Below are 22518 nucleotides of genomic sequence, written 5' to 3' on the forward strand. Positions count from 1 at the left end.
CCGCGTAAAGTTGTATTCGTGGCTGAACATTATGATCTCGTAGTCCTCGGCGCCGGTCCAGGCGGATACGTCGCTGCTATTCGCGCTTCCCAGCTTGGTCTGAAGACCGCTGTTGTGGAGAAGAAGTACTGGGGCGGTGTATGCCTGAACATCGGCTGCATTCCGTCCAAGTCGCTGCTTAAGAACGCAGAAGTGGCGCACATCTTCAACCATGAGGCCAAGACCTTTGGCATCTCGGGCGATGTTTCCTTCGACTTCGGAGCAGCGCACGCTCGCTCTCGTAAGGTCTCCGCGGGCATCGTCAAGGGCGTTCACTACTTGATGAAGAAGAACAAGATCGATGAAGTCGATGGCTGGGGCGAGTTCAAGGACGCCAACACCATCGTCGTCTCGGACGGCAAGGATGCCGGCAAGGAACTGACCTTCGACAACTGCATCGTTGCAACCGGTTCTGTTGTTCGTTCCCTTCCAGGCGTTGAGCTCGGCGGAAACATCGTTTCCTTCGAGGAGCAGATCCTTTCGGATGACCTGCCAGAGTCCATGGTCATTGTCGGCGCTGGCGCTATCGGCATGGAATTCGCGTACGTCCTGGCCAACTACGGTGTCGATGTCACCATCGTTGAGTTCATGGACAACGTCCTGCCAAACGAAGACATTGATGTTTCTAAGGTCATTGCCAAGGAATACAAGAAGCTTGGCGTCAAGCTCATGACTGGCCATAAGACCACCTCGATTAAGGACAACGGCGACTCCGTCGAGGTCAAGGTTGAGGCTAAGGATGGCGGCGACGAGCAGACGTTGACCGTCGACCGCGTCATGGTGTCCATTGGTTTCGCACCACGCACCGACGGCATTGGCCTGGATAAGGCTGGCGTCGAGCTGGGTCAACGAGGCGAGATCGTTATCGACGAGTACATGCGCACCAATGTGGAGAACATCTACGCAATTGGTGACGTCACCATGAAGCTGCAGCTGGCACACGTTGCAGAGGCTCAGGGTGTTATTGCTGCGGAGCACATGGCTGGCCATGAAACCGACATCATTGAGGATTACTTGATGATGCCTCGCGCAACCTTCTGTAACCCACAGGTCGCTTCCTTCGGTAAGACCGAGGCTCAGGCAAAGCAGTGGGCAGAGGAAAATGGTCGCGAGATCAAGGTTTCCATGTTCCCATTCTCTGCAAATGGCAAGGCACAGGGCCTGGCGGAGCCAGTTGGTTTCGTGAAGCTGATTGCAGATGCTGAGTACGGCGAGCTGCTCGGTGGCCACATGGTGGGCGCTAATGTTTCTGAGCTCATGCCACAGCTGGTTTTGGCTGAGAAGTACGAGCTGACGACCGAGGAAATCGGTCGGACCGTGCACATCCACCCAACCATGTCCGAGGCTATGAAGGAAGCAGCCGAGGGCGTTATGGGTGAAATGATTAACCTGTAACCAGTCAGTCCTCTGCGTACTTAGCGCAGTTCCGGAAAATCCCTGTTTGTTCACCTTTCGAGGTGGAGACAGGGGTTTTGCTCTTTTTGTAGCCTTTTCGGCGGCTCCGCCCTGCGCGCTGACGCTCGCGCATTTCAGTCGAAGACATATCTGCGCTTTCGAATCGGTCCGGTAGCTCCAATGCAGCCCTGCCGTTGCTTGCAAAAGCCCAGGTCGCGATCTATCGAAGGGGGCTGCACAGGAGCCACTGAGCTGATTGGAAAGCGCAGACCTGGAGCCGGACCCGGAATCGCTTGGAATTGCCACAATCCGAGGAGCTCGTACGGCAAAAGGCCGACCTCCAATAAAAAAGTAGTTGACAAGTCAACATAGTTTGGTTAATGTCGATCCCATACAGAGCGCGATGCTGCGGGAGGAACCCGCACTACCAATGCGCACACTACGAAAGGAATCACATCCATGGCTAAGAAGACTTCCGCAATTGATCTTGCAACCTACCCAGCACGCCTTTTCCCAGGCCTCGTTTTCCTGAACTCGGGTCTCGGCAAGCGTGGTCTGGATGAAGAGGGCGCAAAGGGTCTGCAGGACTTCGCCGGCGTTGCACTTCCATTCGTCAAGAAGTTGGAGCCAACGACTTTCGGCAAGCTTCTGTCGACTGCCGAAATCGTAACTGGCGCGGCGCTCCTTACCCCATTCGTTCCAAACGTTGTTGCAGGTACCGCACTCGCCGGCTTTGGCGCAGGTTTCACCGCGATGTACCTTCGCACTCCAGGACTGACTGAGGAAGGCTCCATCAAGCCAACCCAGGATGGCCTGCCAATGGCGAAGGACACCTGGTTGCTCGGCACTGGTCTCGCACTTATGCTGTCGGGTGCAAAGGCATTCGCTGCTAAGAAGTAGCTCCAAGCGTTGCATTAGCTAGCCCCATCTATCCTGAGCTAGCTCCCGTCTGTCCCGCTATTAAGGCGACCTCACAATGACTACTCGCAAGCCTCGTAGAGTTCCACAGGCAAAGTGCCCGATTCGTTTCGGCGAACCGTGCACGGCCTGCCAGCCGGGCACAAGTGGCCCTGAGGATTGCCAGTTAGTAGCCCTTGTTATGGACGATCCTGACCTGCGCGAACGCATGGCAGACATGAATAAGGCTTTGCGACGAAAGCGTCGTGAAGCAAAAGACACCTCCACCTAGGAGCGCGCCTAGTACGGCGCGACCGTGGAGCTGTGCAGATTGACATCAATGGCACGGTGGATTGGTGGGAACGCGCGCTGTGGACAGTCATCGCGCGAGCAGACTCGACAGCCGGCACCAATTGGGGTGGCGGCTTCGAGGTCGTTGAGGTCTAAGCCATCGGCGTAAACCGTGCGCTCTGCGTGCCGAGCTTCGCAGCCCAGGCCAATCGCAAACAGTTTGCCGGGGCGACCGAAGCGGGCGGCGTGATGCTCGACGGTGCGGGAAATCCACAAATATGGACGACCATCCGGCATTAGCGCCACCTGGCGCATGACCTTCCCCGGATATGAAAACGTCTCGTACACGTTCCAGAGCGGACACGTACCACCTGAATTGGTGAAGTGGAATCCCGTCGCAGACTGACGCTTCGACATGTTGCCCGCGCGGTCTACTCGGACAAATGTCCATGGAATGCCACGGAGGCTTGGCCTCTGCATCGTGGAGAGTCGGTGGCAAATAGTCTCGTAACCAACGCCGTACCGCTTGGACAAATACTCGATGTCGTGGCGATGCCGTTCCGCGGCCGTATGGAACGCCTCATAAGGGAGCATCAGAGCTGCGCCAAAATACGTTGCGACGCCACGCAGTGCGAGCTTCCTCGAATCGTCTGACGTGAAATGGCCCGTCTCGACTTCCTCAGCAATGGCATCGCCCTGCTCGAGATAACCAAGCTCAGTAGCCATGCGGAATGCCCGCTGGCCAGGGGAGAGGTGGCGCGCCAAACGAAGCTGGCCCTTCTCTGTATCCAGCGTGTGTTGGGTATTTCCCGTATCGACGACCAATTGCACATCGATGTTGTGCTTCGACCGCAATCGTTGGGACAAAATTGCTTCTACGTCCGCGCCTTCGTCGTCAAGCCCAAGGTCGAGGGAGAGTTTCTCAGCGGCCGTATCCACAGTGTCGATGTAGTTCTGGCGCGCGTAGAAGTAGTCGCGCACCTCTTCGTGCGGCATTGTGAGTGCCTGCGCACCACTACCTGCCACGAACTCGCCGGAGAGATTGCGCTCTTCGGTAGCTAGGGACAGCTTTCCCGTGACATTTCGATAGCGTCGGTGGACATCCACCATTGCGCGGGCAAGATCGGGATGGTTGCGCACAAGATCTGAAATCTCGTGCATATCTACCGAGGTAGGGCAGATTTCCTTATCCAGTACGACATCCTGGACTTCGGCGAGGAGGCGGGAGTCGTCGTCGCGGGAGAAGAACGTCGCATCCACGCCAAAAGTGTCGGTAATTTTCGTCAACACCGGCACTGTCAGAGGTCTGACATCATGCTCGATCTGGTTGACGTAACTTGCCGACAAGCCCAGCGCGTGTGCGAGAGCTGCTTGGCTTAGATCGCGCTCGCGTCGCAGCTGGCGAAGACGGGAACCCACGTACGTTTTAGCCATACTATCCAGAATAGTCCGTTTTGCAGGCCGTTGTTCGCACTATTTGCAATACCTGAAGAAACTAGCAGAAAGAGAAAAACACCCACGAGAACAGGGGTTTTGATGTCCTGTTTCGTGGGTGTTTTCCCAACAGTTTCAAGCTAGCGGGTATGCACCCGCTTGCCTAGTCAGTTCACGTAGTCAGAGACTTAGTGGAACTGGCCTTCCTCGGTGGAGCCCTTCAGAGCGGTGGTGGAGGAGTTAGGGTCAACGGTGGTTGCGATGCGGTCGAAGTAGCCTGCACCGACCTCGCGCTGGTGCTTCACAGCGGTGAAGCCGCGCTCTTCTGCAGCCTTGAACTCGCGGTTCTGCAGGTCGACGAATGCGGTCATCTGCTCGCGAGCGTAGCCGTGAGCCAGGTCGAACATGCCGTAGTTCAGAGCGTGGAAGCCTGCGAGGGTGATGAACTGGAACTTGAAGCCCATCTTGCCAAGCTCGTTCTGGAACTTAGCGATCTCGTCTGCCTCGAGGTGTGCGGACCAGTTGAAGGATGGGGAGCAGTTGTAGGAGAGCAGCTGGTCTGGGTACTCAGCCTTGACTGCCTCAGCGAACTGCTTTGCGACCTCGAGGTCAGGGGTGCCGGTCTCCATCCAGATCATGTCAGCGTATGGAGCGTAGGACTTCGCACGTGCGATGCAAGGCTCGATGCCGTTCTTGACGTGGTAGTAGCCCTCAGCGGTGCGCTCGCCGGTGATGAATGGCTTGTCGCGGTCATCAACGTCGGAGGTGATCAGGGTTGCAGCCTCAGCGTCGGTACGTGCAATAACGACGGTTGGGGTGTTAGCAACGTCAGCTGCCAGGCGAGCCGAGTTCAGGGTGCGGATGTGCTGCTGGGTAGGAATCAGAACCTTGCCGCCCAGGTGGCCACACTTCTTCTCGGAAGCGAGCTGGTCCTCCCAGTGGGTACCTGCAGCGCCAGCCTGGATCATGGCCTTCTGGAGCTCGTAAACGTTAAGAGCGCCACCGAAGCCTGCTTCACCGTCAGCGACGATTGGGAGCAGCCAGTTTTCAACGGAGTCGTCGCCTTCGATGCGAGCGATTTCGTCTGCACGCATGAGTGCGTTGTTGATGCGACGAACGACAGATGGAACCGAGTTAGCTGGGTACAGCGACTGGTCTGGGTAGGTGTGGCCGGAGAGGTTTGCGTCGCCAGCGACCTGCCAACCGGACAGGTAAACAGCCTTCAGGCCAGCGCGAGCCTGCTGAACAGCCATGTTGCCGGTCAGTGCGCCGAGAGCGTTGATGTAGGAGTCATCCTTAACGTTGACGCCTTCCCACAGGATCTCTGCGCCACGGCGAGCGAGAGTGTGCTCCTCGATGACAGAACCCTGAAGCTCTGCAACCTGCTCTGCGGTGTAGTCGCGCTTAACGCCTTCCCAGCGTGGGTTCTCGTCCCAGTCCTTCTGGATTTCTGCTGCGGTACGTGCCTTGCCAACGTTCGACATACGGTGTCTCTTCCTTTGAGCTGAACAAATTGGAGTATGGGGAAATCGGTGACAATCGTCGCCGTTAACCCGGTTTATAGAACGCAGAAGACGTAGTTCACCATTCGCTTCTCGCGGTCGGCTCCAAAAAGAAACCAACTGAAAGGCGATCCGTGATGACCGTTTCCGCGTGCTGTAGTTCACATCATGGGGTACGGATTGCGATACGTCAAGCAAAAGTAAGTGTGAATTTTAGCGGGTTTATAGAAGTACTTTTGCAAATGTTGTGAAGACTGTGATGTATAACCACAGCAAGTGCTTAATTGCAGGTAGTGGCATACGCGGGTAAGTGAAGTGTCGCTTGCATGGAGTTGTCGCGAAGTGCATCCCCCCGCTTTGGGGTGTCAATGGTGACGCTTAATACGCAGATTGGTGGCTAACGGCGTTTGTGTTCCGGGGGTGTTATCGGTACCCCCAGATATCTGGTTGAACAGGGGTGATTGCGGTGTGAGCTGGATAGTTATCCCTGAATCACAACAATCTCATTCATGTATTCAGGGTCACTTTGAGGGGGAATGCACTGGGTGTCTAGATCGGGGCGGACGGGGCGTCCGGATCTTTTCCTATCGTGAGAGACGCGGATCACATAAGGTTATGACCATTGACGCCGATACTCCTTGTGCGTCGGATCGTCGGGAAGCAGTGAGCTCTCGCGATCGCGCACACGGGAAACAACACTTTGAGGAGAGTTCATGACCGAGCGCATTACCGCCGGCGGCCTGCAGGTCGCGAAGGAACTGTACGACTTTGTTACCGAGAAGGCGCTGCCAGCGGCCAAGATCGAAGACAAGGACGCTTTTTGGAACGGATTCGGCGACATTGTTGAGAAGTTCACCCCGCGCAACCGCGAACTGCTCGCTAAGCGTGACGAACTTCAGCTGAAGCTGGACGAGTGGTACCAGAACAACCCTGGTGAACAGGACCAGGAGAAGTACCAGGCATTCCTGAAGGACATCGGTTACCTCGTTGACAACCCAGGTGACTTCCAGGTGACAACTGCAAACGTTGACACCGAAATCACCTCCACCGCAGGTCCGCAGCTGGTTGTGCCAGTTCTGAACGCCCGCTTCGCAATTAACGCAGCAAACGCACGTTGGGGCTCGCTTTACGACGCGCTCTACGGCACCAACGCCATTCCTGAAGACGGTGGCGCTGAAAAGGGTGGCAAGGGTTACAACAAGGTCCGCGGTGACCGCGTTATTGCCTGGGGTCGCGACTTCCTGGACAAGGCGCTCCCACTTGTCGACGGCAGCCATGCCGATGTCACTTCGTACGACATTGTTGACGGACGTCTGCAGGCAACCCTCGGCGAGGAAACCACCGGTCTGCGTGAGCCAGAGACGCTGGTTGGCTACACCGGCGACGTCGCAAAGCCTGAGTCCCTGTACTTCAAGCACAACGGCCTGCATATTCAGCTTCTGATCGACCCAGAGTCCCCAATCGGTGCTACCGACAAGGCTGGCGTAAAGGACATCGTCCTGGAAGCAGCAGTTACTAACATCATGGACCTCGAGGACTCCGTCGCGGCTGTCGACGCAGCTGACAAGGTTCTCGGATACACCAACTGGTTGGGTCTGAACGTCGGCGACCTGCGCATTGAATTCCAGCGCGGCGACAAGACCCTGACCCGTGAGATCAATGACGACCGCACCTACACCTCACTGGATGGCGAGGAAGTTACGCTTCATGGTCGTTCGCTGAACTTGGTTCGTAACGTCGGCCACCTGATGCAGAACCCAGCAATCCTGGACCGCGACGGCAACGAGATCTTTGAAGGCATCATGGATGCCGTCATTACCCCGATCTGTGCAATCCCAGGCCTGGATCAGGATAACGCGCGTAAGAACTCCCGCACTGGCTCCATTTACATCGTGAAGCCAAAGCAGCATGGCCCAGAAGAGGCAGCGTTCACCACCGAGCTGTTCGGTGAAGTGGAGAAGCTGCTTGGTCTGGAAAAGAACACGATGAAGATCGGCCTTATGGACGAAGAGCGTCGTACCTCCGTGAATCTTGATGCGTGCATCAAGGAAGTTTCCGAGCGCGTCGTATTCATTAACACTGGCTTCATGGACCGTACTGGCGACGAGATCCACACCTCGATCCACGCTGGTCCGATGTTCCGCAAGGCAGTTCAGAAGACTGCCCCATGGATGCTCGCATACGAGGACAACAACGTGGACGCTGGTTTGGCACACGGTCTGCAGGGCAAGGCTCAGATCGGTAAGGGCATGTGGGCCATGACCGAGCAGATGGCAGAGCTTCTGGAGCAGAAGATCGGACAGCCAAAGCAGGGCGCATCGACTGCATGGGTGCCATCTCCAACCGGTGGTGTACTGCATGCAACGCACTACCACGAGGTCGATGTCTTCGGTGTTCAGGACAAGCTGATGATCGACGGCCGCCGCGATACCTTCGGCGACCTCATGACCATCCCAGTTGCCGCTGCCAAGGTTGGCGAGCCAGGCGCTGACTGGTCCGACGAAGATCGTCAGAACGAGCTCGACAACAACTGCCAGTCCATCCTCGGCTACGTTATCCGTTGGGTTGAGCAGGGCGTCGGTTGCTCCAAGGTTCCTGACATCAATGATGTTGACCTGATGGAAGACCGCGCAACCCTGCGTATTTCTTCCCAGACCTTGGCAAACTGGCTGCTTCACGGTGTTGTCACCGAAGAGCAGATCATCGATTCCCTCAAGCGCATGGCTGAGATTGTTGACCGCCAGAACGAAGGCGATGAGGCTTACTTGCCGATGGCTGCTGATTTCGACAAGTCGATCGGCTTCCAGGCTGCGAAGGAGCTCATTTTGGAGGGCACCAAGCAGCCTTCCGGCTACACCGAGCCAATCCTGCACCGTCGTCGCCTCGAATTCAAGAAGCGCGAAGGCATCGACCAGAACTAGTTTCTGACTAGGCTCTCCCCGGAACCCCGCTACACACTTTTCCGTGTGGCGGGGTTTTTGCGTCGATGTTAAGTCGCTAATGCGCTGCTGGGGGCCGTCGAAAAGCATGGCCAGCAGTGATCTTCATAAACCGCTAGGGTGGTGGCAGGTCAACGGCCCTTTTGGGGCAAATTCCAGCAATGAGATTCGATACCTTATATATAGGAGCCCTTATATGACCGTCGAAACGTCCTCCGGCATCAATATCAATGACATCGACCTTCGTGGCTACTCGGCAATCCTTTTCGATCTCGACGGTGTCATTACTCCGACTGCTCTGATTCACGAACAGGCGTGGGGCGATATGTTCCGTCAGTACTTCTCGGACAAGGGCGTGGCTCCGTACACCGATGCGGATTACTTTGAGTATCTGGATGGTCGCCGTCGCGATCAGGGCATTCAGGCGATTCTCGCGTCGCGTGGCATTGAGCTTCCATATGGTTCGGAGTCCGATACTCCTGACGACGAAACGGTGACTGGTCTTGGCCTTCGGAAGAACAACGACTTCCTGTCACGTGTGGAACAGGGGATTGATCCCTACACTGGTTCGGTTCAGTTGCTGGACTACTTGGCTGCTGCCCGCGCAGGCCTGTCGGAGCCGGGGGAGCCCTCGTCGGGGCTGCCACGCCTGGCGGTGGTCAGTTCCTCGAAGAATGCGGTGCCGGTGCTGAAGTCTGCTGGTTTGTTCAATCGCTTTGAGATTGTGGTGGATGGCAAAGTCGCGCACGAGCTAGGCCTGAATGGAAAACCATCGCCAGCCACTTTTGTTCACGCCGCCGAGGAATTTGGTGTACCCGTGGAGCGTTCCGTTGTGGTTGAGGATGCCATTTCAGGTGTTCAGGCGGGTGCAGCCGGCGATTTCGGGCTTGTTATCGGTGTCGACCGAGGTGCCGGTCACGATGAACTCCTCGCGGCTGGGGCACACATCGTAGTCGACGATCTTGCTGAGCTGATCGCCCACTAAAACGGGCTCAGCCTCGACCCCATTAATGGTTTAGCGGACTTGGCAACTAAAGTCCGAACTCTGCTCTAGATTTGAAATCACAGTGACCACCTCAACCCGGAGGAGCAACCTTGACTCAGGACTCGTCGACAAATGTAGATGCCCGAGAAGGCAAGCTGGCGGATCCCGCTGATGTTGACGCGCTGACGCTGTCACCGGAGGCAATTGCGAAGTCAAAGGCTGCGGAGGAGCGTCGTGCACGGCGCCGAGATTTCGATGCTGGACGTGCGGATATTCATCATCACAACCTCAATGCTGAAGAGCTGATGGATCGAGATGTCACGCCGGTCGACGAGTGGCGCTTGGTGGAAACGAAACCCGGCGGAATGCCACTGGGGTTGTCCGAAACGCTCTTTGCCTTGGCCAATGGATACATTGGTATGCGCGCGAATCCGCCAGAGGGACGAGATTCCGCCGAGCACGGCACCTTTATTAATGGGTTGCACGAAACTTGGCCTATTAAGCACGCCGAAGATGCCTATGGTTTGGCTCGTGAAGGCCAGGCGATTATTAGTGCTCCAGACGCTAAAGCCATGCGTCTCTACATTGACGACGAGCCGTTGCGCCTCGGCAACGCCGATGTTTACGACTACGAGCGCTCTCTCGATTTCCGTGAGGGCATTCTGCGTCGTCGCTTCATTTGGCGGACCCCAGGCGGTAAGCGTGTCCGCGTGACGACCGACCGGATGGTGTCGTTCCAAGAAAAGCATGTTGCGGTCATGTCTCTGGAGGTCGAGCTGCTCGATTCCGACGCGGCAGTGGTGATCAACTCGCAGATCCTCAATCGCCAAGATGGCGAAGACGAATACCACGACTCGTCGGCAGCTCAGGGTAGCGATCTGGATCCACGTCGTTCCGAGACGCTCACCGAGCGAGTCTTGCAGCCAACATTCCAGTCGGAATCGCCAGACGGAAACCGTTCGACGTTGTCGTACCGATGCACTCGGTCGGGCATGACCGTCGCGTGTGGCATGGACCACCGGTTTACGGTAACCACTCCCGATGGTGTGGAACCGTATCTCGAGTCAGAGCAGCTGACCCAGGAAGACTCTGCGCAGGCTTTGTACCACGTCAACGCTCCCGCGGGCGCAATTATTCGGTTGGAGAAGTTTGTTGCTTACCATTCCTCCCGCCATGTTCGTGGCGAAGAGTTGGCGTTCCGTTGTGCCCGCACCTTGAACCGAGTTCGTCGCATTGGCCTGGTTGGTATGCATGAGAACCAGCAGGAATGGCTAGAGCGATTCTGGAAGCGGTCGGATGTCCTTATCCACAACAAGCCGGAATTGCAGCAGGCCGTGCGATGGAATTTGTGGCAGTTGATTCAGGCTTCCGCACGCGCTGAGTTCCAAGGGATTCCGGCCAAGGGAATGACCGGAACCGGTTACGGTGGACATTACTTCTGGGATACGGAAATTTATGTAACTCCGTTCTTGACGTATACGTCTCCGCAGTTCGCGCGTAATGCCCTTCGCTTCCGGTGGGACATGCTGGGTGCTGCGTGGAGTCGTGCCGACGAACTCGCCCACGACGGCGCTCTCTTCCCATGGCGCACTATCAATGGTCTCGAATCTTCGGCGTATTACGCTGCAGGTACGGCGCAGTATCACATCGATGCAGACATTGTGTACGCGATGATGAAGTACGTCTACGCCACGGGCGATGAGGACTTCTTGCTGCGCGAAGGCTCAGATTTGCTCTTGGCGACGGCACGATTCTGGATGTCTCTCGGCTTCTTTGGGGAGAACCGCGAAGATTTCCAGATCCACTCGGTAACAGGTCCTGATGAGTACAACACGGTGGTCAACAACAATCTGTACACCAATGTGATGGCTCGCTATAACCTCAACAAGGCTGCCGATGTCATTCGGCAAATGGAGAAGGAACGTCCAGCAGCCTATCGAGAACTGTGCCACCGCTATCACCTCGACTTGGATGAAGTCGCTGAGTGGCAAGAAGCTGCCGACAAGATGTACATCCCATTCAACGAAGAATTGGGCATCCACCCGCAGGACGATCAGTTCTTGCTGCGTAAGCGCTGGAATCTCGATGACCCGGTAGTGGGGCCTAAGCGTCCACTGCTTCTGCACTACCACCCACTGACTATTTACCGGCACCAGATCATCAAGCAGGCAGACGTCGTATTGGCGTTATTCCTCATGGGTAATCAGTTCACGACCGAAGAAAAGCGGGCGGACTACGATTACTACGATCCATTGACCACAGGCGACTCATCATTGTCTGCCGTCGTGCAGTCGATCATTGCGGCAGAGCTCAATTACGACGATAAGGCGATGGACTTCTTCCTTCGCGGTCTTTATGTCGACCTCGCCGATCTGCATGGCAACACGTCCGATGGCGTGCACGTCGCGTCCGCCGGCGGTGTCTGGCAGTCGCTGGTCTATGGCTTCGGTGGTTTCCGTGACTATGACGGTAAGTTCTCCATCAATCCGAACCTGCCCGACGAGTGGGAGGGGCTTACCTACCGCGTCACCATTCATGGCTGCCGTGTTCGTGTGACGGTGCGTCGACGCGCAGTCGAAGTGGTGTTGGAAGATGGTGATCAGGCACTCGGACCTATCGATGTCGCTGGACACGAGGTCATCGTCACCAACGAACCAATGACGGTGATGATCAAAAACTGAGAATCGCCCTCAAATGCGTGGGTTTCTCCACAAACCTTGACGGCTCAGGTATATAGCCCAGCGAAGATGGAAAAGGAAACCGCCACTCTACAGTCGCTTTCAGCTTTGCGACGAAGATGAGTAGCGGTTTCTGTTTTGTCCGGGCTAACAGTGTGATTAGCAAGAATGCATTGCTGACTGTCGTCGGCACGTAAGCGGAAACTGTGCGACATGCATTTTTGCGTAGTGGGGTGGGGAAGGGGCTGGAAAACGCCGGTTGCCTAGTAACCGTGTTTGTTCAGGGTTCCCTTACCTGAGAATTTCTTGACAAAGTCGCAGGAAAAGCTGTGAAATCCACCACCCGAATGGGGGATAAATGGTGATAGGACACTTAGGGACTTTAAAGTGAAGAATGACACTGGAGGTGCCATGACTGTTACTAGTTCCAACCGTGACGCAATCGCTCACGGAAAAATTAATACGGAGCCGCTTCGCGAGCTTCCGAAGTTCCCGTCCTGGGCCCTGAAGCTTGTGATGGCCGTTACCGGCGTTCTCTTCGGGCTCTTCGTACTTGTTCACATGCTCGGCAACTTGAAGATCTTCACGGGTGCAGAGCACTTCAATGCCTACGCAACCTTCCTCCGCACTGTTGGTGCTCCAGCTGTGCCACAGGAAGGCGTGCTGTGGATCTTCCGCATTGTTCTTCTTGTTGCAGTAATCCTGCACGTTTACGGAGCATTTGCACTGACTGCTCGTGCACATCAGTCCCGCGGTAAGTTCCGCCGCAAGGGCATGATCTCGAGCTGGAATACCTTTACTGCTCGCACCATGATTGTCACCGGCATTGTGCTGCTGGCCTTCATCGTTTTCCACATCCTGGACCTGACCATCGGTGCAGCTGTTGCTCCTGACAGCTTCGCTCACGGTGCGGCATACGCAAACGTAATTGCGTCGTTCTCCCGCCCAGTTGTTGCAATCTGGTACATCATTGCCCAGCTTGCACTGCTGATGCACCTGTCTCACGGTCTGTGGACCGCAACGTCTGACCTGGGTATCACGGGTAAGCGCTGGCGCAAGGTTCTGCTGTTCCTGTCCGGCCTGATCCCACTGTTGGTCGTCGTCGGCAACATCATCATCCCTGTTTCCGTGCTGACCGGCCTGGTTTCCTAGGGCTAAGAGGGGTATTACACAAATGAGCAACACTGATTTTCAGGCTCCTGCAAGCTCCGTCGAAGGCGTTGTACTGGGTTCGGTTCTGACCGACAACTCCCCAGGTGTCAAGGCTTCGATGCGAGATCACTGGGAGTACCAGAAGGACCACTACAACCTGGTCTCTCCACTGAACCGTCGTAAGTTCCGCATCATCGTCGTCGGCACTGGCCTAGCTGCAGGTGCAGCTGCTGCAGCTCTCGGTGAGCTCGGCTACGACGTTAAGGTCTTCACGTACCACGATGCTCCACGCCGTGCGCACTCTATTGCTGCGCAGGGTGGCGTTAACTCCGCTCGTGGCAAGAAGGTTGATAATGACGGTTCCTACCGCCACGTCAAGGACACCGTTAAGGGTGGCGACTACCGCTGCCGCGAGAACGACTGCTGGCGTCTGGCTGACGAGTCCGTACGCGTCATCGACCACCTGAACGCTATTGGTGCACCATTCGCTCGTGAATACGGTGGCGCACTGGCAACCCGTTCCTTCGGTGGTGTCCAGGTTTCCCGTACTTACTACACCCGTGGCCAGACGGGCCAGCAGCTGCAGCTGTCGACCACGTCGGCTCTGCAGCGTCAGATTGGTCTTGGAAACGTCGAGATCTTCACCCACAACGAGATGGTTGATCTCATCGTTGCGGACGGTCGCGCACAGGGTGCAGTGTTCCGTAACCTCATCACCGGTGAACTCAAGGCTCACACTGCTCACGCAGTTATCCTGGGTACCGGCGGCTACGGCAACGTGTACCACATGTCCACCCTGGCAATTAACTCGAACGCATCCGCAATCATGCGTGCGTACGACCAGGGCGCATACTTTGCTTCACCATCGTTCATTCAGTTCCACCCAACTGGTCTGCCTGTGAACGCTGAGTGGCAGTCGAAGACCATTCTGATGTCTGAGTCCCTGCGTAACGACGCACGTATTTGGACGCCAAAGAAGAAGGGCGACGAGCGCCCAGCTAACGACATTCCTGAGGAAGAGCGCGATTACTTCCTCGAGCGTCGTTACCCAGCATTCGGCAACCTGGTTCCACGTGACGTTGCTTCTCGTGCTAACTCCCAGCAGATTAATGCTGGTTACGGTGTTGGACCACTGAATAACTCCGTGTACCTGGACCTGCGTGACGCTATCCAGCGTTTGGGCAAGGACACCATCAAGGAACGCTACTCGAACCTCATTCAGATGTACGAGGAAGCAATTGGTGAGGATCCATACGAAGTTCCAATGCGTATTGCTCCTACTTGCCACTTCACCATGGGTGGTCTGTGGAGCGACTTCAACCAGATGTCGAACATCCCAGGCCTGTTCACCGGTGGCGAGTGCTCGTGGACTTACCACGGCGCAAACCGCCTGGGTGCAAACTCCCTGCTCTCGGCATCGGTAGATGGCTGGTTCACCCTGCCATTCTCGGTTCCTAACTACCTTGGGCCAATGCTTGGCACTGAGCGCCTTGCGGAGGACTCCGCAGAGGCTCAGGCTGCAGTCGACCGTGCGCAGGCACGCATCGACAAGCTGATGAGCATTGGTGGCACCCACGGTGCAGAGTTCTTCCACCGTCAGCTGGGCGAGATCCTGTACCGCGACTGTGGTGTGGCTCGTAACAAGGAAGACTTGGCTCGCGGTATTCAGGAAATTCGCGAACTGCGCAAGCAGTTCTGGGCTGACCTGTTCATCCCAGGTGGCAAGGAAGAAATGAACCAGCAGCTCGAGTACGCAGCTCGAGTCGCCGACTACATCGACCTCGGCGAGCTCATGTGCGTCGATGCTCTGGACCGTGACGAGTCCTGTGGTGCTCACTACCGTGACGACCACATCTCTGAAGACGGCGAAGCTGAGCGCGACGACGACAACTGGTGCTTCGTTTCCGCATGGGAGCGTGGCAATAACGGTCCTGCATGGGATTTGAAGAGCAACGAATTCATTCGCCATGCTGAACCACTCACATTCGAAGCCGTCCCGCTCATGACAAGGAATTACAAGTAATGAAACTGCACCTTGAGATCTGGCGCCAGGCCGGCCCACAGACGGAGGGGCACTTCGAAAGCGTCGAGGTAGATGACGCTGTTCCGGAGATGTCCATCCTGGAGCTCCTGGACCATGTCAACTCTAAGTATGTCGAGTCTGGCAAGGAGCCATTCGCGTTCGCTTCTGACTGCCGCGAAGGTATTTGTGGCACCTGTGGTCTGAACGTCAATGGTCGTCCACACGGACCAGGCAAGAACACCCCAACCTGCCAGCAGCGACTGTTCCAGTTCAACGATGGCGACACTCTGAAGATCGAACCAATGCGTTCGGCTGCATACCCAGTCATTCGCGACATGGTCGTCGACCGTTCCGCGCTTGACCGCGCAATGGAGCAGGGTGGCTACGTGTCCGTCATGGCTGGTACTGCTCCAGACGCTGACACCCTGCACGTCAACCACGAGATCGCAGAGTACGCACTTGACCACGCAGCCTGCATCGGCTGTGGTGCATGTGTCGCAGCATGCCCTAACGGTGCTGCTCACCTGTTCACCGGCGCGAAGCTGGTCCACCTGTCCCTGCTCCCAATGGGCAAGGAAGAGCGCGGCAAGCGTGCTCGCAAGATGGTGGACTCGATCGAAGGCACCTTCGGTCCATGCTCCTTGTTCGGTGAATGTGCGGATGTCTGCCCAGCTGGCGTCCCGCTGACCGCTGTTGCAGCGATCACCAAGGAACGTGCACGTGCTGCATTCCGGAATAAGGACAATTAGGCCTAGTTCGTCTAGACTTAATTGGAGCTAATGGGGCTCTAAGGAAGGATTCAGATTATGGCTAATGCCGTCGCTAAGCGGTACCCAGGCGAAGAGCACTTCGTCGAGGGCTACGTCCCGCAGAGCATGAATGCCGAGTACTCGTCCCTGCATCGAAGCACCACTTGGATCGGCATGGGTCTTTTCCTTGCCTCCTTGGCTGCATGGGGTATCGCCATTTTCGGTGGTGCAACCATGTTCTTCGACACGGGCGCATCGGCTCACGAAATTGCTGCAGTAGCTACCGGTCAGGCTGTTGCCGACCGTGACTATGTTGCAGGCAGCTTCAACCCTGCGGTATTCCTCTGGGGTGGCCTGATCCTGGCTATCGTCATGGATGTCGCAGCAATTGCATGTATTGCTATCGGCCGTCGCCGTTACAAGGCATACGTGAAGGAGCATGGCGGTCACCACTAGCCCAGTGACCCCAGAGTTTGGCCGGCGCTAAACAACCGGCACCTCCCAGAACCCCTATGGCGCTTTTCACCCGAGAGCGCGATGGGGGTTCTTTCCTATTTTCGTCCATAATTGTGGGTATGGACTCTGCACAAGAATTGTCTACCTCGACGGGCGCTGGCGTGACGACGCTCGCCAAGTCCGACATTGCCCCCTCTAAAGGGGGAAGTTTGCCGGTACCGGGGCCGTCCGCGGAAACAGAGGCTGTGAAGCGTGCACAGCTTCGCAAGTCGAAGGCTTTTGCAACTTCGCTTTTGATCATCGCAACGGCTGTGTACTTCTTCTGTCGTTGGTTAGAGGCTGATGCTGCTTCGGATGGCCAGCTTCCCGCAGCATGGGTTGGATATCTGCGTGCAGCGTCAGAAGCCGGCATGGTGGGCGCTCTGGCTGACTGGTTCGCTGTGGTTGCCCTGTTCCGGCATCCCCTGGGCATCCCAATTCCGCACACGGCGATTGTTCGTCGCAAGAAGGATCAGGTTGGTGCGTCGTTGGCGCAGTTCGTGGGGGACAACTTCCTGAACCCAGCGTTGATCGTCGATAAGGTGCGGAAAGCTGAAGTCCCGACCCGTGTGGGGCAATGGCTGGTGGAGCCAGGCAATGCAGATGCCGTATCGGCGCACGTCGGCAAGTTCATGGGTAATGCTCTTGACGCAGTGAATCCTGCGGATGCGGAAGCAGTATTGAAAGCTGCAGTCATCGATGAGGTGGCGAAGCCCGAATGGGGACCTCCTGCGGGGCGCGTGCTGGAACAGCTCATCGATGAGGGAAAGACAGAGCCGATTATTCAGCAGTTGGCGGAATGGTTGCATCGGAAGGCGAAGGACTCGCAGCCACTCATTGACCGGATGGTGGGGGAGCGGGCACCAACATGGGCGCCATCGTTTGTCAATGACATGATTGGGGATCGCGTCCACCGGGAGCTGGTGGAATGGACATGGCATGTCCAATCAAACAAGGATCATGAAGCGCGCCAGGCACTGCGGAATTTCTTGAATAAGCTGTCGACGGATTTGCAAGAAGACCCGAAGACAATGGCAAAGGTCGAGGAACTAAAGCAGGAGTTGCTGGAATCGCGTGCGGTACAAGCAGCTCCAGGTGCGATTTGGAATTCTGCCTCAACGAACCTTGTGAAGGCTGCTCGAGATCCACACTCGATGCTGCGCACAAAGATTGCAGAAACCGTCGCGAACTACGGTGATCGAATCAACAATGATCCTGCATTGCGAGAAAATATGGCATTGCGCTTGGAGAAGACCGTCGTGTTCTTGGCCGAAAACTATGCCGGGGAGATTACGTCGATCATTTCCGAGACCGTAGAGCGTTGGGATGCCGACGAAGCAGCAGACAAGATCGAACTGATGGTGGGACGTGATCTGCAGTTCATTCGCGTCAATGGCACTGTCGTTGGCTCGTTGGCTGGTCTCACCATTTACACAGTATCGACGCTGTTGTTCGGCTAGAGAGTTGTTTGCATATCGGTCAGCGTGAATCCGGGGCAGCAGGTAGCCTGCGGTTACGAGGGCTGCGATTCGGTCCAGTGTTTTTATGAACCATTCTGCTTCACACAATTCGAAAGATTGGGATAGCGATGAACGAACGCGATGATGAACTCCGTCGCAAGCTGGGAGAACTGAAGACTCCTTTCTATGCATGGCTCGGCGCGAGCATGCATGCACTCGAAATCTTTGGTGAGGTCGCTGAAGATATGGTGACGTCCGTCGTCAAGCGAAACCAGAGTACTGCTGCGGATGTGACAGATGCTGGCGCTTCCGTGACGGATGAGCATCAGGATGCCACCGCCGGCATCGTGGATGCAGAGCTGGTGGACAGCGAGACCGCGGCTGAAGAAAAGGCCAAGGCTAAGGAGCAGGCGAAGGAAGCCAAGGCTCGAGCGAAGGAAGAGAAAAACAAGGCGCGAGCTGAGGCGAAGGCTAATGGCACCTCTTCGGATTCGGTGCGCGACGAGCTGGAGAATGGCATCAACGATGCAATGAACGCGTTCTCGGCGCGCTACAGCCAGTTCGTAGGCCAGGGTGAGTCCTTTGGCAACAAGCTGCGCGACGAACTGAAGGGCCGGGTCGACGAGCAGGAAATTACGAAGTCGGTCGAGACTGTACTGGGCCGCTTGGCCGAGATGACTGAACAAATGGCTGCGTCGTTCCGAAAGGAGCGGGAGGCGATGTCTGAGCGTCGCAAGGCAGCCGCTACTTCTGCTGCAGACGCAGACAACGTAGAATTTGATGCAGATATGCCAGAGGCCGACTTCGTCGAGCCCGAGGGCACCATGAAGGACCATGAGTCTGACCAGGATAATCCAGGCACAGGCTCGGAGGAGAATAAGTAAGAATGTTTGCGCTGCCACCACTAGAAGGCGATCCACTGGCGATCACATATGTGTGGATCAACTTCTTCTTCCGCGTCATCCTCCCTATGGGGGTTGGAGTTGCAGCGTTGGTTGGCCTCATTTTCGTTGCGACGACTCGGCCGGATGCCTTCACCGCAGCAGACCGGAAGAGCAAGGGAGTGTGGGCCGCAATCCTCGGTGGCTCTGCGTTTTTCCTCATCGTCCCGGGGCTCGGCTGGATGATGATGGGCATTCCAATCATCGCTGGTGCAGTGCTGACCGGTATTTACTGGCTGGATGTGCGACCACAGATCAAGGACATTCTGTCCAACGCACAGGGCAATTGGTAAAGGCCTAACCAGCTAATCAGCTAACCCCAACAACACGAAAGAGCCTGTCCCGGACCGCGACAATGCGGCGGGGACAGGCTCTTTCGTGTCTACGTGGAAGCGAGCGACTAGTCGAAAACCACGGTGCGATTTCCGTAGACCTGTACACGGTCTTCGAGATGCCAGCGGAGCCCGCGGGCAAGAACCTGCTTCTCCGCGTCGCGACCTTCGCGCTGCATGTCGCGTGGAGTGTCCTTGTGGGAAACGCGGATGACGTCTTGTTCGATAATCGGGCCGTCGTCAAGATCGGACGTTGCGTAGTGGCAGGTAGCGCCAATCAGCTTCACGCCACGCTGGTGTGCCTGGTGGTATGGGCGGGCGCCCATGAACGATGGCAGGAAGCTGTGGTGAATGTTGATGGCTCGGCCTTCCCACTTTTCGCAGAGGTCTGGTGGGAGAATCTGCATAAAGCGAGCGAGGACAATGGCATCCGGTTCGCAGGCGTCGACGATTTCCGCGACTTCGTCAAAAGCGCGTCGCTTGCCCACGGCATCCTTCGGGAACGGCACGTGGTGGAACGGCACACCGTGCGCACGAGCCAGCGGCTCTAGGTCAGTGTGGTTGCCTACCACCGCGACGACATCCATGGGGTAGTCGTTCTGGTCGACACGTCCCAGCAGATCCTGCAGGCAGTGGCCTTCCTTGGTCACCAGAATGACCGCACGCTTGCGGACACCGGTGTCGGTGACTTTCCACTTCGCGTTGTTTCCAAGCTTTGCGACGACCGGCTCAAAGGCAGCACGGATCTCGTCAAGGGTCATGTCGAGATCGTCTGCACGGACTGCCTGGCGGGTGAAGAACCAGCCAGACTCCGGGTCAGAGAAGAAGTGTGCTTCGGTGATCCACGCACCAATTTCGCTGAGGAAAGAGGACAGATGCGAAACGATGCCTGTGGAGTCAGGGCAGCCGAGCGTCAACACAAACTGACGTTCCTGGGGGCCCTGCTTGGGTTGAGCCAACGGTGAACGAGTCATTCTTGAGATAATACTGGGCTTACCTTGGGCAACGTGAATCAGGCCACGGTAGCTACACGGTTAGCGATACTCGATATCCCGCATGGTGGACAATGGCAGGTTTTCGCCGCGCAGACGCAGCAGCAAACCGGCATCGGTGACAGTGGCATCGTCAGCGACGAGGCCGTGTCCGATTGGGGCGGTGAGGCCTTGCAAGGCGGCGTCGCCAAGCGTTTGTGCGACACCACCCACTTCGATACCGAAGACGGAGGCTCCTTCGATATCCATGCCGAGTCCGCCGTCGCGGACGACTGGGCGGAACTGAGCTTTCACGAGACCACTGGTGAACTCAGCATCGAAAACTCCTTCAGCTGTGTTCGGGGTTAGCGAGGAGATCCGGGCGAGGTCAGTGGATCGGCGATTCGCGATTGCCTGGATGAGCTCAGGGGACAGCTCCGAGGTGATGACCATCGTGCCTGCTACCGGATTATTTCGGTTAGCGACATTGAGATTGTCCATCTCGACGGTGCTGGCTGGTTCACCGATGATCTCGGGGCCACCTGCAGCGGCTGCGCGATCGTTGATCTCTAGCGTGGCTGGAGTCTTGATGGTCATGTGCGGAATTTCGTCCGTGACCAGGACAGGAAGCACTGGGGAAGTGCCGTAGCTGATCGCGAGGTTATCGGTGGCAGTGACCTGCCGATTAGAATTCAGCTGGTCATAGGTGTCGTTGATCTGCTTCGTAATGATGAACCGCATGCCAAACTCAGCAGCTACCGCAATGAGCGCCACCACAATAACGATTCCCAGAATCGTCCCGAGGCAGCCACGTCCACTTGATTTCCGTTGCTTCGCATTCACGCCCCATAGTGTTGTCTATGAATGGCTACCGCGTCTAGTTGATGAACCCATCCGCGTACTCCGGCGCGACCTCAGCAAATGGAATTGTGAGCGTGTTATCCCTAATCCGCCTGCGCTTTACGACGACTGGGTAGTCAACGCTCAACTGTGCCAAAGTGTGGCGCCAGCGCACGCGGGGTCCGTGCGGAGCCCAACCGGCGTTCATGTCCCAAGCGCGGTCCGCTGCCTGGAGCAGATCGTAGATTGGCTCGCCAGGAACGTTGCGGTGAATGAGCACTTTGGGCAGCCGTTCAGCGACGTCGGAAGGGCGTTCTACGTCGAAGGGATCCCACGACAGGGTGAGTGATTGGGGCCCTCGCGCGTTAAGCAGTACCCAGGTGCTGCGTCGCCCCAATTCGTCGCAGGTGCCTTCTAGAAACATGCCTCCAGGCGCTAAGCGGGAGGTGACTTCCTGCCATGCGCCGTCGACATCAGCGGCATCATATTGGCGGAGGACGTTGAAAGCGCGAACGAAGTGTGGAGTCAGCCCCGCAAGCTCGAAACCGCCAAGGCGGAATTCCACTCCATCACGGGGCGGAAGAACTCGTGAGGGCTCGATTTCCAGGCCAATGACCGCAATATCTGGACGGATCGTGCGGAGCCGTGAAGCCCACTCACAGGTTGTGGTGTGACTTGCACCGTAACCGACATCAACAGCCAACGGGCTGTCTGCGGTCAATAGCAGTCGGCGGATATCGGAATGAAAAACGCTCCACCGATCAGAGCGGCGGAGCCTGTTATAGCCTGTTGTGCCACGTGTCACTACTCCCTGCGGACCAGTGGTTGCCCAGTTGGCGCGCAGGTTGTGGTGATGAGGCATGTAGCAGAGTTTAGCCCTGCTGTGCGAGGTAGTCGTTGAGCAGGCGAGTGATCTTGCCGAAAACGCGTGGCATGCCCTCAATAGCCTTGCCCTCGATGACACCACCAAACATTGGGACCTTCACCGTGAGGTTGATATCGGTATCAATCTTCGATGCGTCTCCTTCAGGGGAGAGCTTTTGCGTGCCAGAGAAGGACACTGGCATTCCCTGCACCTCACCGGTGTAGGTTGAGTCCGCGGTGCCGTCGGAAAGCGGGCTCCACGACGAGTTGATGGTGACGATCATGTCCTTCTTCACAAACTTCTTCGCAGCATCTGGTGCCATGTCTGCGTTGACGGTCTGCTTCAGCGAGACATTGGTGCGGTTGCCATCGTTGGTGAATTCAGTGATTTCAGCAGGTGCGGAAATGAGATTCTCTGCGACGTAATCCCAAAATTCGCGGCCCGTGAGCGCTGCGTGGACCTTGTCCGAGGTGTACGTAAGGTTCGCGGTATGCGTTGTGTTTGCTGACATAGGCTCGATAGTAATCTGC

The 22518-nt window shown here is 56.6% G+C and carries 19 protein-coding genes; 13 read left to right on the forward strand and 6 right to left on the reverse strand.

Going from position 1 to position 22518, the window contains the following annotated elements:
- The first annotated feature begins 18 nt into the window (after positions 1 to 18).
- From lpdA to WG934_RS01385, 3 genes are all read left to right on the forward strand, one after another.
- Entirely contained in the window at positions 19 to 1434 is a 1416-nt protein-coding gene (lpdA, locus tag WG934_RS01375; protein ID WP_339976827.1) for a dihydrolipoyl dehydrogenase, read from the forward strand.
- Between the two features lie 459 nt (positions 1435 to 1893).
- A complete protein-coding gene (locus WG934_RS01380; protein WP_339988415.1) occupies positions 1894 to 2334 on the forward strand; it encodes a hypothetical protein in 441 nt (146 codons plus the stop codon).
- A 76-nt stretch (positions 2335 to 2410) separates the two neighbouring features.
- Positions 2411 to 2623, forward strand: coding sequence for a DUF6767 domain-containing protein (locus WG934_RS01385; protein ID WP_339976831.1), 213 nt, complete (start codon positions 2411 to 2413; stop codon positions 2621 to 2623).
- Positions 2624 to 2631: 8 nt separating this feature from the next.
- Here the strand turns inward: WG934_RS01385 and ramB are convergent, their stop codons facing one another.
- Both ramB and aceA read right to left on the reverse strand, forming a co-directional pair.
- On the reverse strand, positions 2632 to 4056 hold the full coding sequence (gene ramB, locus WG934_RS01390) for an acetate metabolism transcriptional regulator RamB (protein ID WP_339976833.1): 1425 nt from the start codon (positions 4054 to 4056) through the stop codon (positions 2632 to 2634).
- Between the two features lie 188 nt (positions 4057 to 4244).
- Positions 4245 to 5540, reverse strand: a complete 1296-nt coding sequence (gene aceA, locus WG934_RS01395; RefSeq protein ID WP_339976835.1) for an isocitrate lyase — start codon at positions 5538 to 5540, stop codon at positions 4245 to 4247.
- 731 nt (positions 5541 to 6271) lie between these two features.
- On the opposite strand from aceA, the gene WG934_RS01400 reads away from it, so the two are divergent.
- From WG934_RS01400 to WG934_RS01445, 10 genes are all read left to right on the forward strand, one after another.
- The gene (locus tag WG934_RS01400; protein ID WP_339976837.1) at positions 6272 to 8479 is read left to right on the forward strand and encodes a malate synthase G; all 2208 of its coding nucleotides are present in this window, start codon (positions 6272 to 6274) and stop codon (positions 8477 to 8479) included.
- A 214-nt stretch (positions 8480 to 8693) separates the two neighbouring features.
- Positions 8694 to 9482 carry an HAD family hydrolase gene (locus WG934_RS01405; RefSeq protein WP_339976839.1) on the forward strand — a complete coding sequence of 263 codons (789 nt, stop codon included), beginning with the start codon at positions 8694 to 8696 and terminating at the stop codon, positions 9480 to 9482.
- 305 nt (positions 9483 to 9787) lie between these two features.
- Positions 9788 to 12163 (forward strand): glycoside hydrolase family 65 protein, encoded by a 2376-nt coding sequence (locus WG934_RS01410; RefSeq protein WP_339978705.1) that lies wholly within the window; start codon positions 9788 to 9790, stop codon positions 12161 to 12163.
- A gap of 408 nt (positions 12164 to 12571) precedes the next feature.
- Positions 12572 to 13312: a succinate dehydrogenase cytochrome b subunit gene (locus WG934_RS01415; RefSeq protein WP_339976841.1), complete on the forward strand. Its 741-nt coding sequence runs from the start codon at positions 12572 to 12574 to the stop codon at positions 13310 to 13312.
- A gap of 22 nt (positions 13313 to 13334) precedes the next feature.
- The gene (locus WG934_RS01420; RefSeq protein ID WP_339988417.1) at positions 13335 to 15335 is read left to right on the forward strand and encodes a fumarate reductase/succinate dehydrogenase flavoprotein subunit; all 2001 of its coding nucleotides are present in this window, start codon (positions 13335 to 13337) and stop codon (positions 15333 to 15335) included.
- On the forward strand, positions 15335 to 16084 hold the full coding sequence (locus tag WG934_RS01425) for a succinate dehydrogenase/fumarate reductase iron-sulfur subunit (protein WP_339976845.1): 750 nt from the start codon (positions 15335 to 15337) through the stop codon (positions 16082 to 16084). The genes WG934_RS01420 and WG934_RS01425 overlap by 1 nt, the downstream gene beginning before the upstream one ends.
- 57 nt (positions 16085 to 16141) lie before the next feature.
- Positions 16142 to 16540: a hypothetical protein gene (locus tag WG934_RS01430; RefSeq protein ID WP_339976847.1), complete on the forward strand. Its 399-nt coding sequence runs from the start codon at positions 16142 to 16144 to the stop codon at positions 16538 to 16540.
- 119 nt (positions 16541 to 16659) lie between these two features.
- Positions 16660 to 18039, forward strand: a complete 1380-nt coding sequence (locus tag WG934_RS01435; RefSeq protein WP_339988419.1) for a DUF445 domain-containing protein — start codon at positions 16660 to 16662, stop codon at positions 18037 to 18039.
- A 128-nt stretch (positions 18040 to 18167) separates the two neighbouring features.
- Entirely contained in the window at positions 18168 to 18923 is a 756-nt protein-coding gene (locus tag WG934_RS01440; RefSeq protein WP_339988421.1) for a hypothetical protein, read from the forward strand.
- Positions 18924 to 18925: 2 nt separating this feature from the next.
- Positions 18926 to 19273, forward strand: coding sequence for a DUF2516 family protein (locus WG934_RS01445; protein ID WP_339976853.1), 348 nt, complete (start codon positions 18926 to 18928; stop codon positions 19271 to 19273).
- Positions 19274 to 19380: 107 nt separating this feature from the next.
- Here WG934_RS01445 and purU read toward each other — a convergent pair whose 3' ends face one another.
- The 4 genes from purU to WG934_RS01465 are packed head-to-tail and all read right to left on the reverse strand — an operon-like array spanning position 19381 to position 22499.
- On the reverse strand, positions 19381 to 20286 hold the full coding sequence (purU, locus tag WG934_RS01450) for a formyltetrahydrofolate deformylase (protein WP_339976855.1): 906 nt from the start codon (positions 20284 to 20286) through the stop codon (positions 19381 to 19383).
- Between the two features lie 60 nt (positions 20287 to 20346).
- The gene (locus WG934_RS01455) at positions 20347 to 21126 is read right to left on the reverse strand and encodes an LmeA family phospholipid-binding protein (protein ID WP_339988423.1); all 780 of its coding nucleotides are present in this window, start codon (positions 21124 to 21126) and stop codon (positions 20347 to 20349) included.
- A gap of 34 nt (positions 21127 to 21160) precedes the next feature.
- Positions 21161 to 21985: a class I SAM-dependent methyltransferase gene (locus WG934_RS01460; protein ID WP_339976859.1), complete on the reverse strand. Its 825-nt coding sequence runs from the start codon at positions 21983 to 21985 to the stop codon at positions 21161 to 21163.
- Positions 21986 to 21995: 10 nt separating this feature from the next.
- A complete protein-coding gene (locus tag WG934_RS01465; RefSeq protein WP_339988424.1) occupies positions 21996 to 22499 on the reverse strand; it encodes a DUF2505 domain-containing protein in 504 nt (167 codons plus the stop codon).
- Positions 22500 to 22518: the final 19 nt, after the last annotated feature.

It is taken from the genome of Corynebacterium sp. H78 (assembly GCF_037572275.1).
In the GTDB taxonomy this organism is placed as follows: domain Bacteria; phylum Actinomycetota; class Actinomycetes; order Mycobacteriales; family Mycobacteriaceae; genus Corynebacterium.

Excerpts from the sequence above, each read along its gene's own strand:
- WG934_RS01380 (WP_339988415.1), top strand. The coding sequence starts at position 1,894 with ATGGCTAAGAAGACTTCCGCAATTGATCTTGCAACCTACCCAGCACGC.
- WG934_RS01385 (WP_339976831.1), top strand. The coding sequence starts at position 2,411 with ATGACTACTCGCAAGCCTCGTAGAGTTCCACAGGCAAAGTGCCCGATT.
- ramB (WP_339976833.1), bottom strand. The coding sequence starts at position 4,056 with ATGGCTAAAACGTACGTGGGTTCCCGTCTTCGCCAGCTGCGACGCGAG.
- aceA (WP_339976835.1), bottom strand. The coding sequence starts at position 5,540 with ATGTCGAACGTTGGCAAGGCACGTACCGCAGCAGAAATCCAGAAGGAC.
- WG934_RS01400 (WP_339976837.1), top strand. The coding sequence starts at position 6,272 with ATGACCGAGCGCATTACCGCCGGCGGCCTGCAGGTCGCGAAGGAACTG.
- WG934_RS01405 (WP_339976839.1), top strand. The coding sequence starts at position 8,694 with ATGACCGTCGAAACGTCCTCCGGCATCAATATCAATGACATCGACCTT.
- WG934_RS01410 (WP_339978705.1), top strand. The coding sequence starts at position 9,788 with ATGGATCGAGATGTCACGCCGGTCGACGAGTGGCGCTTGGTGGAAACG.
- WG934_RS01415 (WP_339976841.1), top strand. The coding sequence starts at position 12,572 with ATGACTGTTACTAGTTCCAACCGTGACGCAATCGCTCACGGAAAAATT.
- WG934_RS01420 (WP_339988417.1), top strand. The coding sequence starts at position 13,335 with ATGAGCAACACTGATTTTCAGGCTCCTGCAAGCTCCGTCGAAGGCGTT.
- WG934_RS01425 (WP_339976845.1), top strand. The coding sequence starts at position 15,335 with ATGAAACTGCACCTTGAGATCTGGCGCCAGGCCGGCCCACAGACGGAG.
- WG934_RS01430 (WP_339976847.1), top strand. The coding sequence starts at position 16,142 with ATGGCTAATGCCGTCGCTAAGCGGTACCCAGGCGAAGAGCACTTCGTC.
- WG934_RS01435 (WP_339988419.1), top strand. The coding sequence starts at position 16,660 with ATGGACTCTGCACAAGAATTGTCTACCTCGACGGGCGCTGGCGTGACG.
- WG934_RS01440 (WP_339988421.1), top strand. The coding sequence starts at position 18,168 with ATGAACGAACGCGATGATGAACTCCGTCGCAAGCTGGGAGAACTGAAG.
- WG934_RS01445 (WP_339976853.1), top strand. The coding sequence starts at position 18,926 with ATGTTTGCGCTGCCACCACTAGAAGGCGATCCACTGGCGATCACATAT.
- purU (WP_339976855.1), bottom strand. The coding sequence starts at position 20,286 with ATGACTCGTTCACCGTTGGCTCAACCCAAGCAGGGCCCCCAGGAACGT.
- WG934_RS01460 (WP_339976859.1), bottom strand. The coding sequence starts at position 21,985 with ATGCCTCATCACCACAACCTGCGCGCCAACTGGGCAACCACTGGTCCG.
- WG934_RS01465 (WP_339988424.1), bottom strand. The coding sequence starts at position 22,499 with ATGTCAGCAAACACAACGCATACCGCGAACCTTACGTACACCTCGGAC.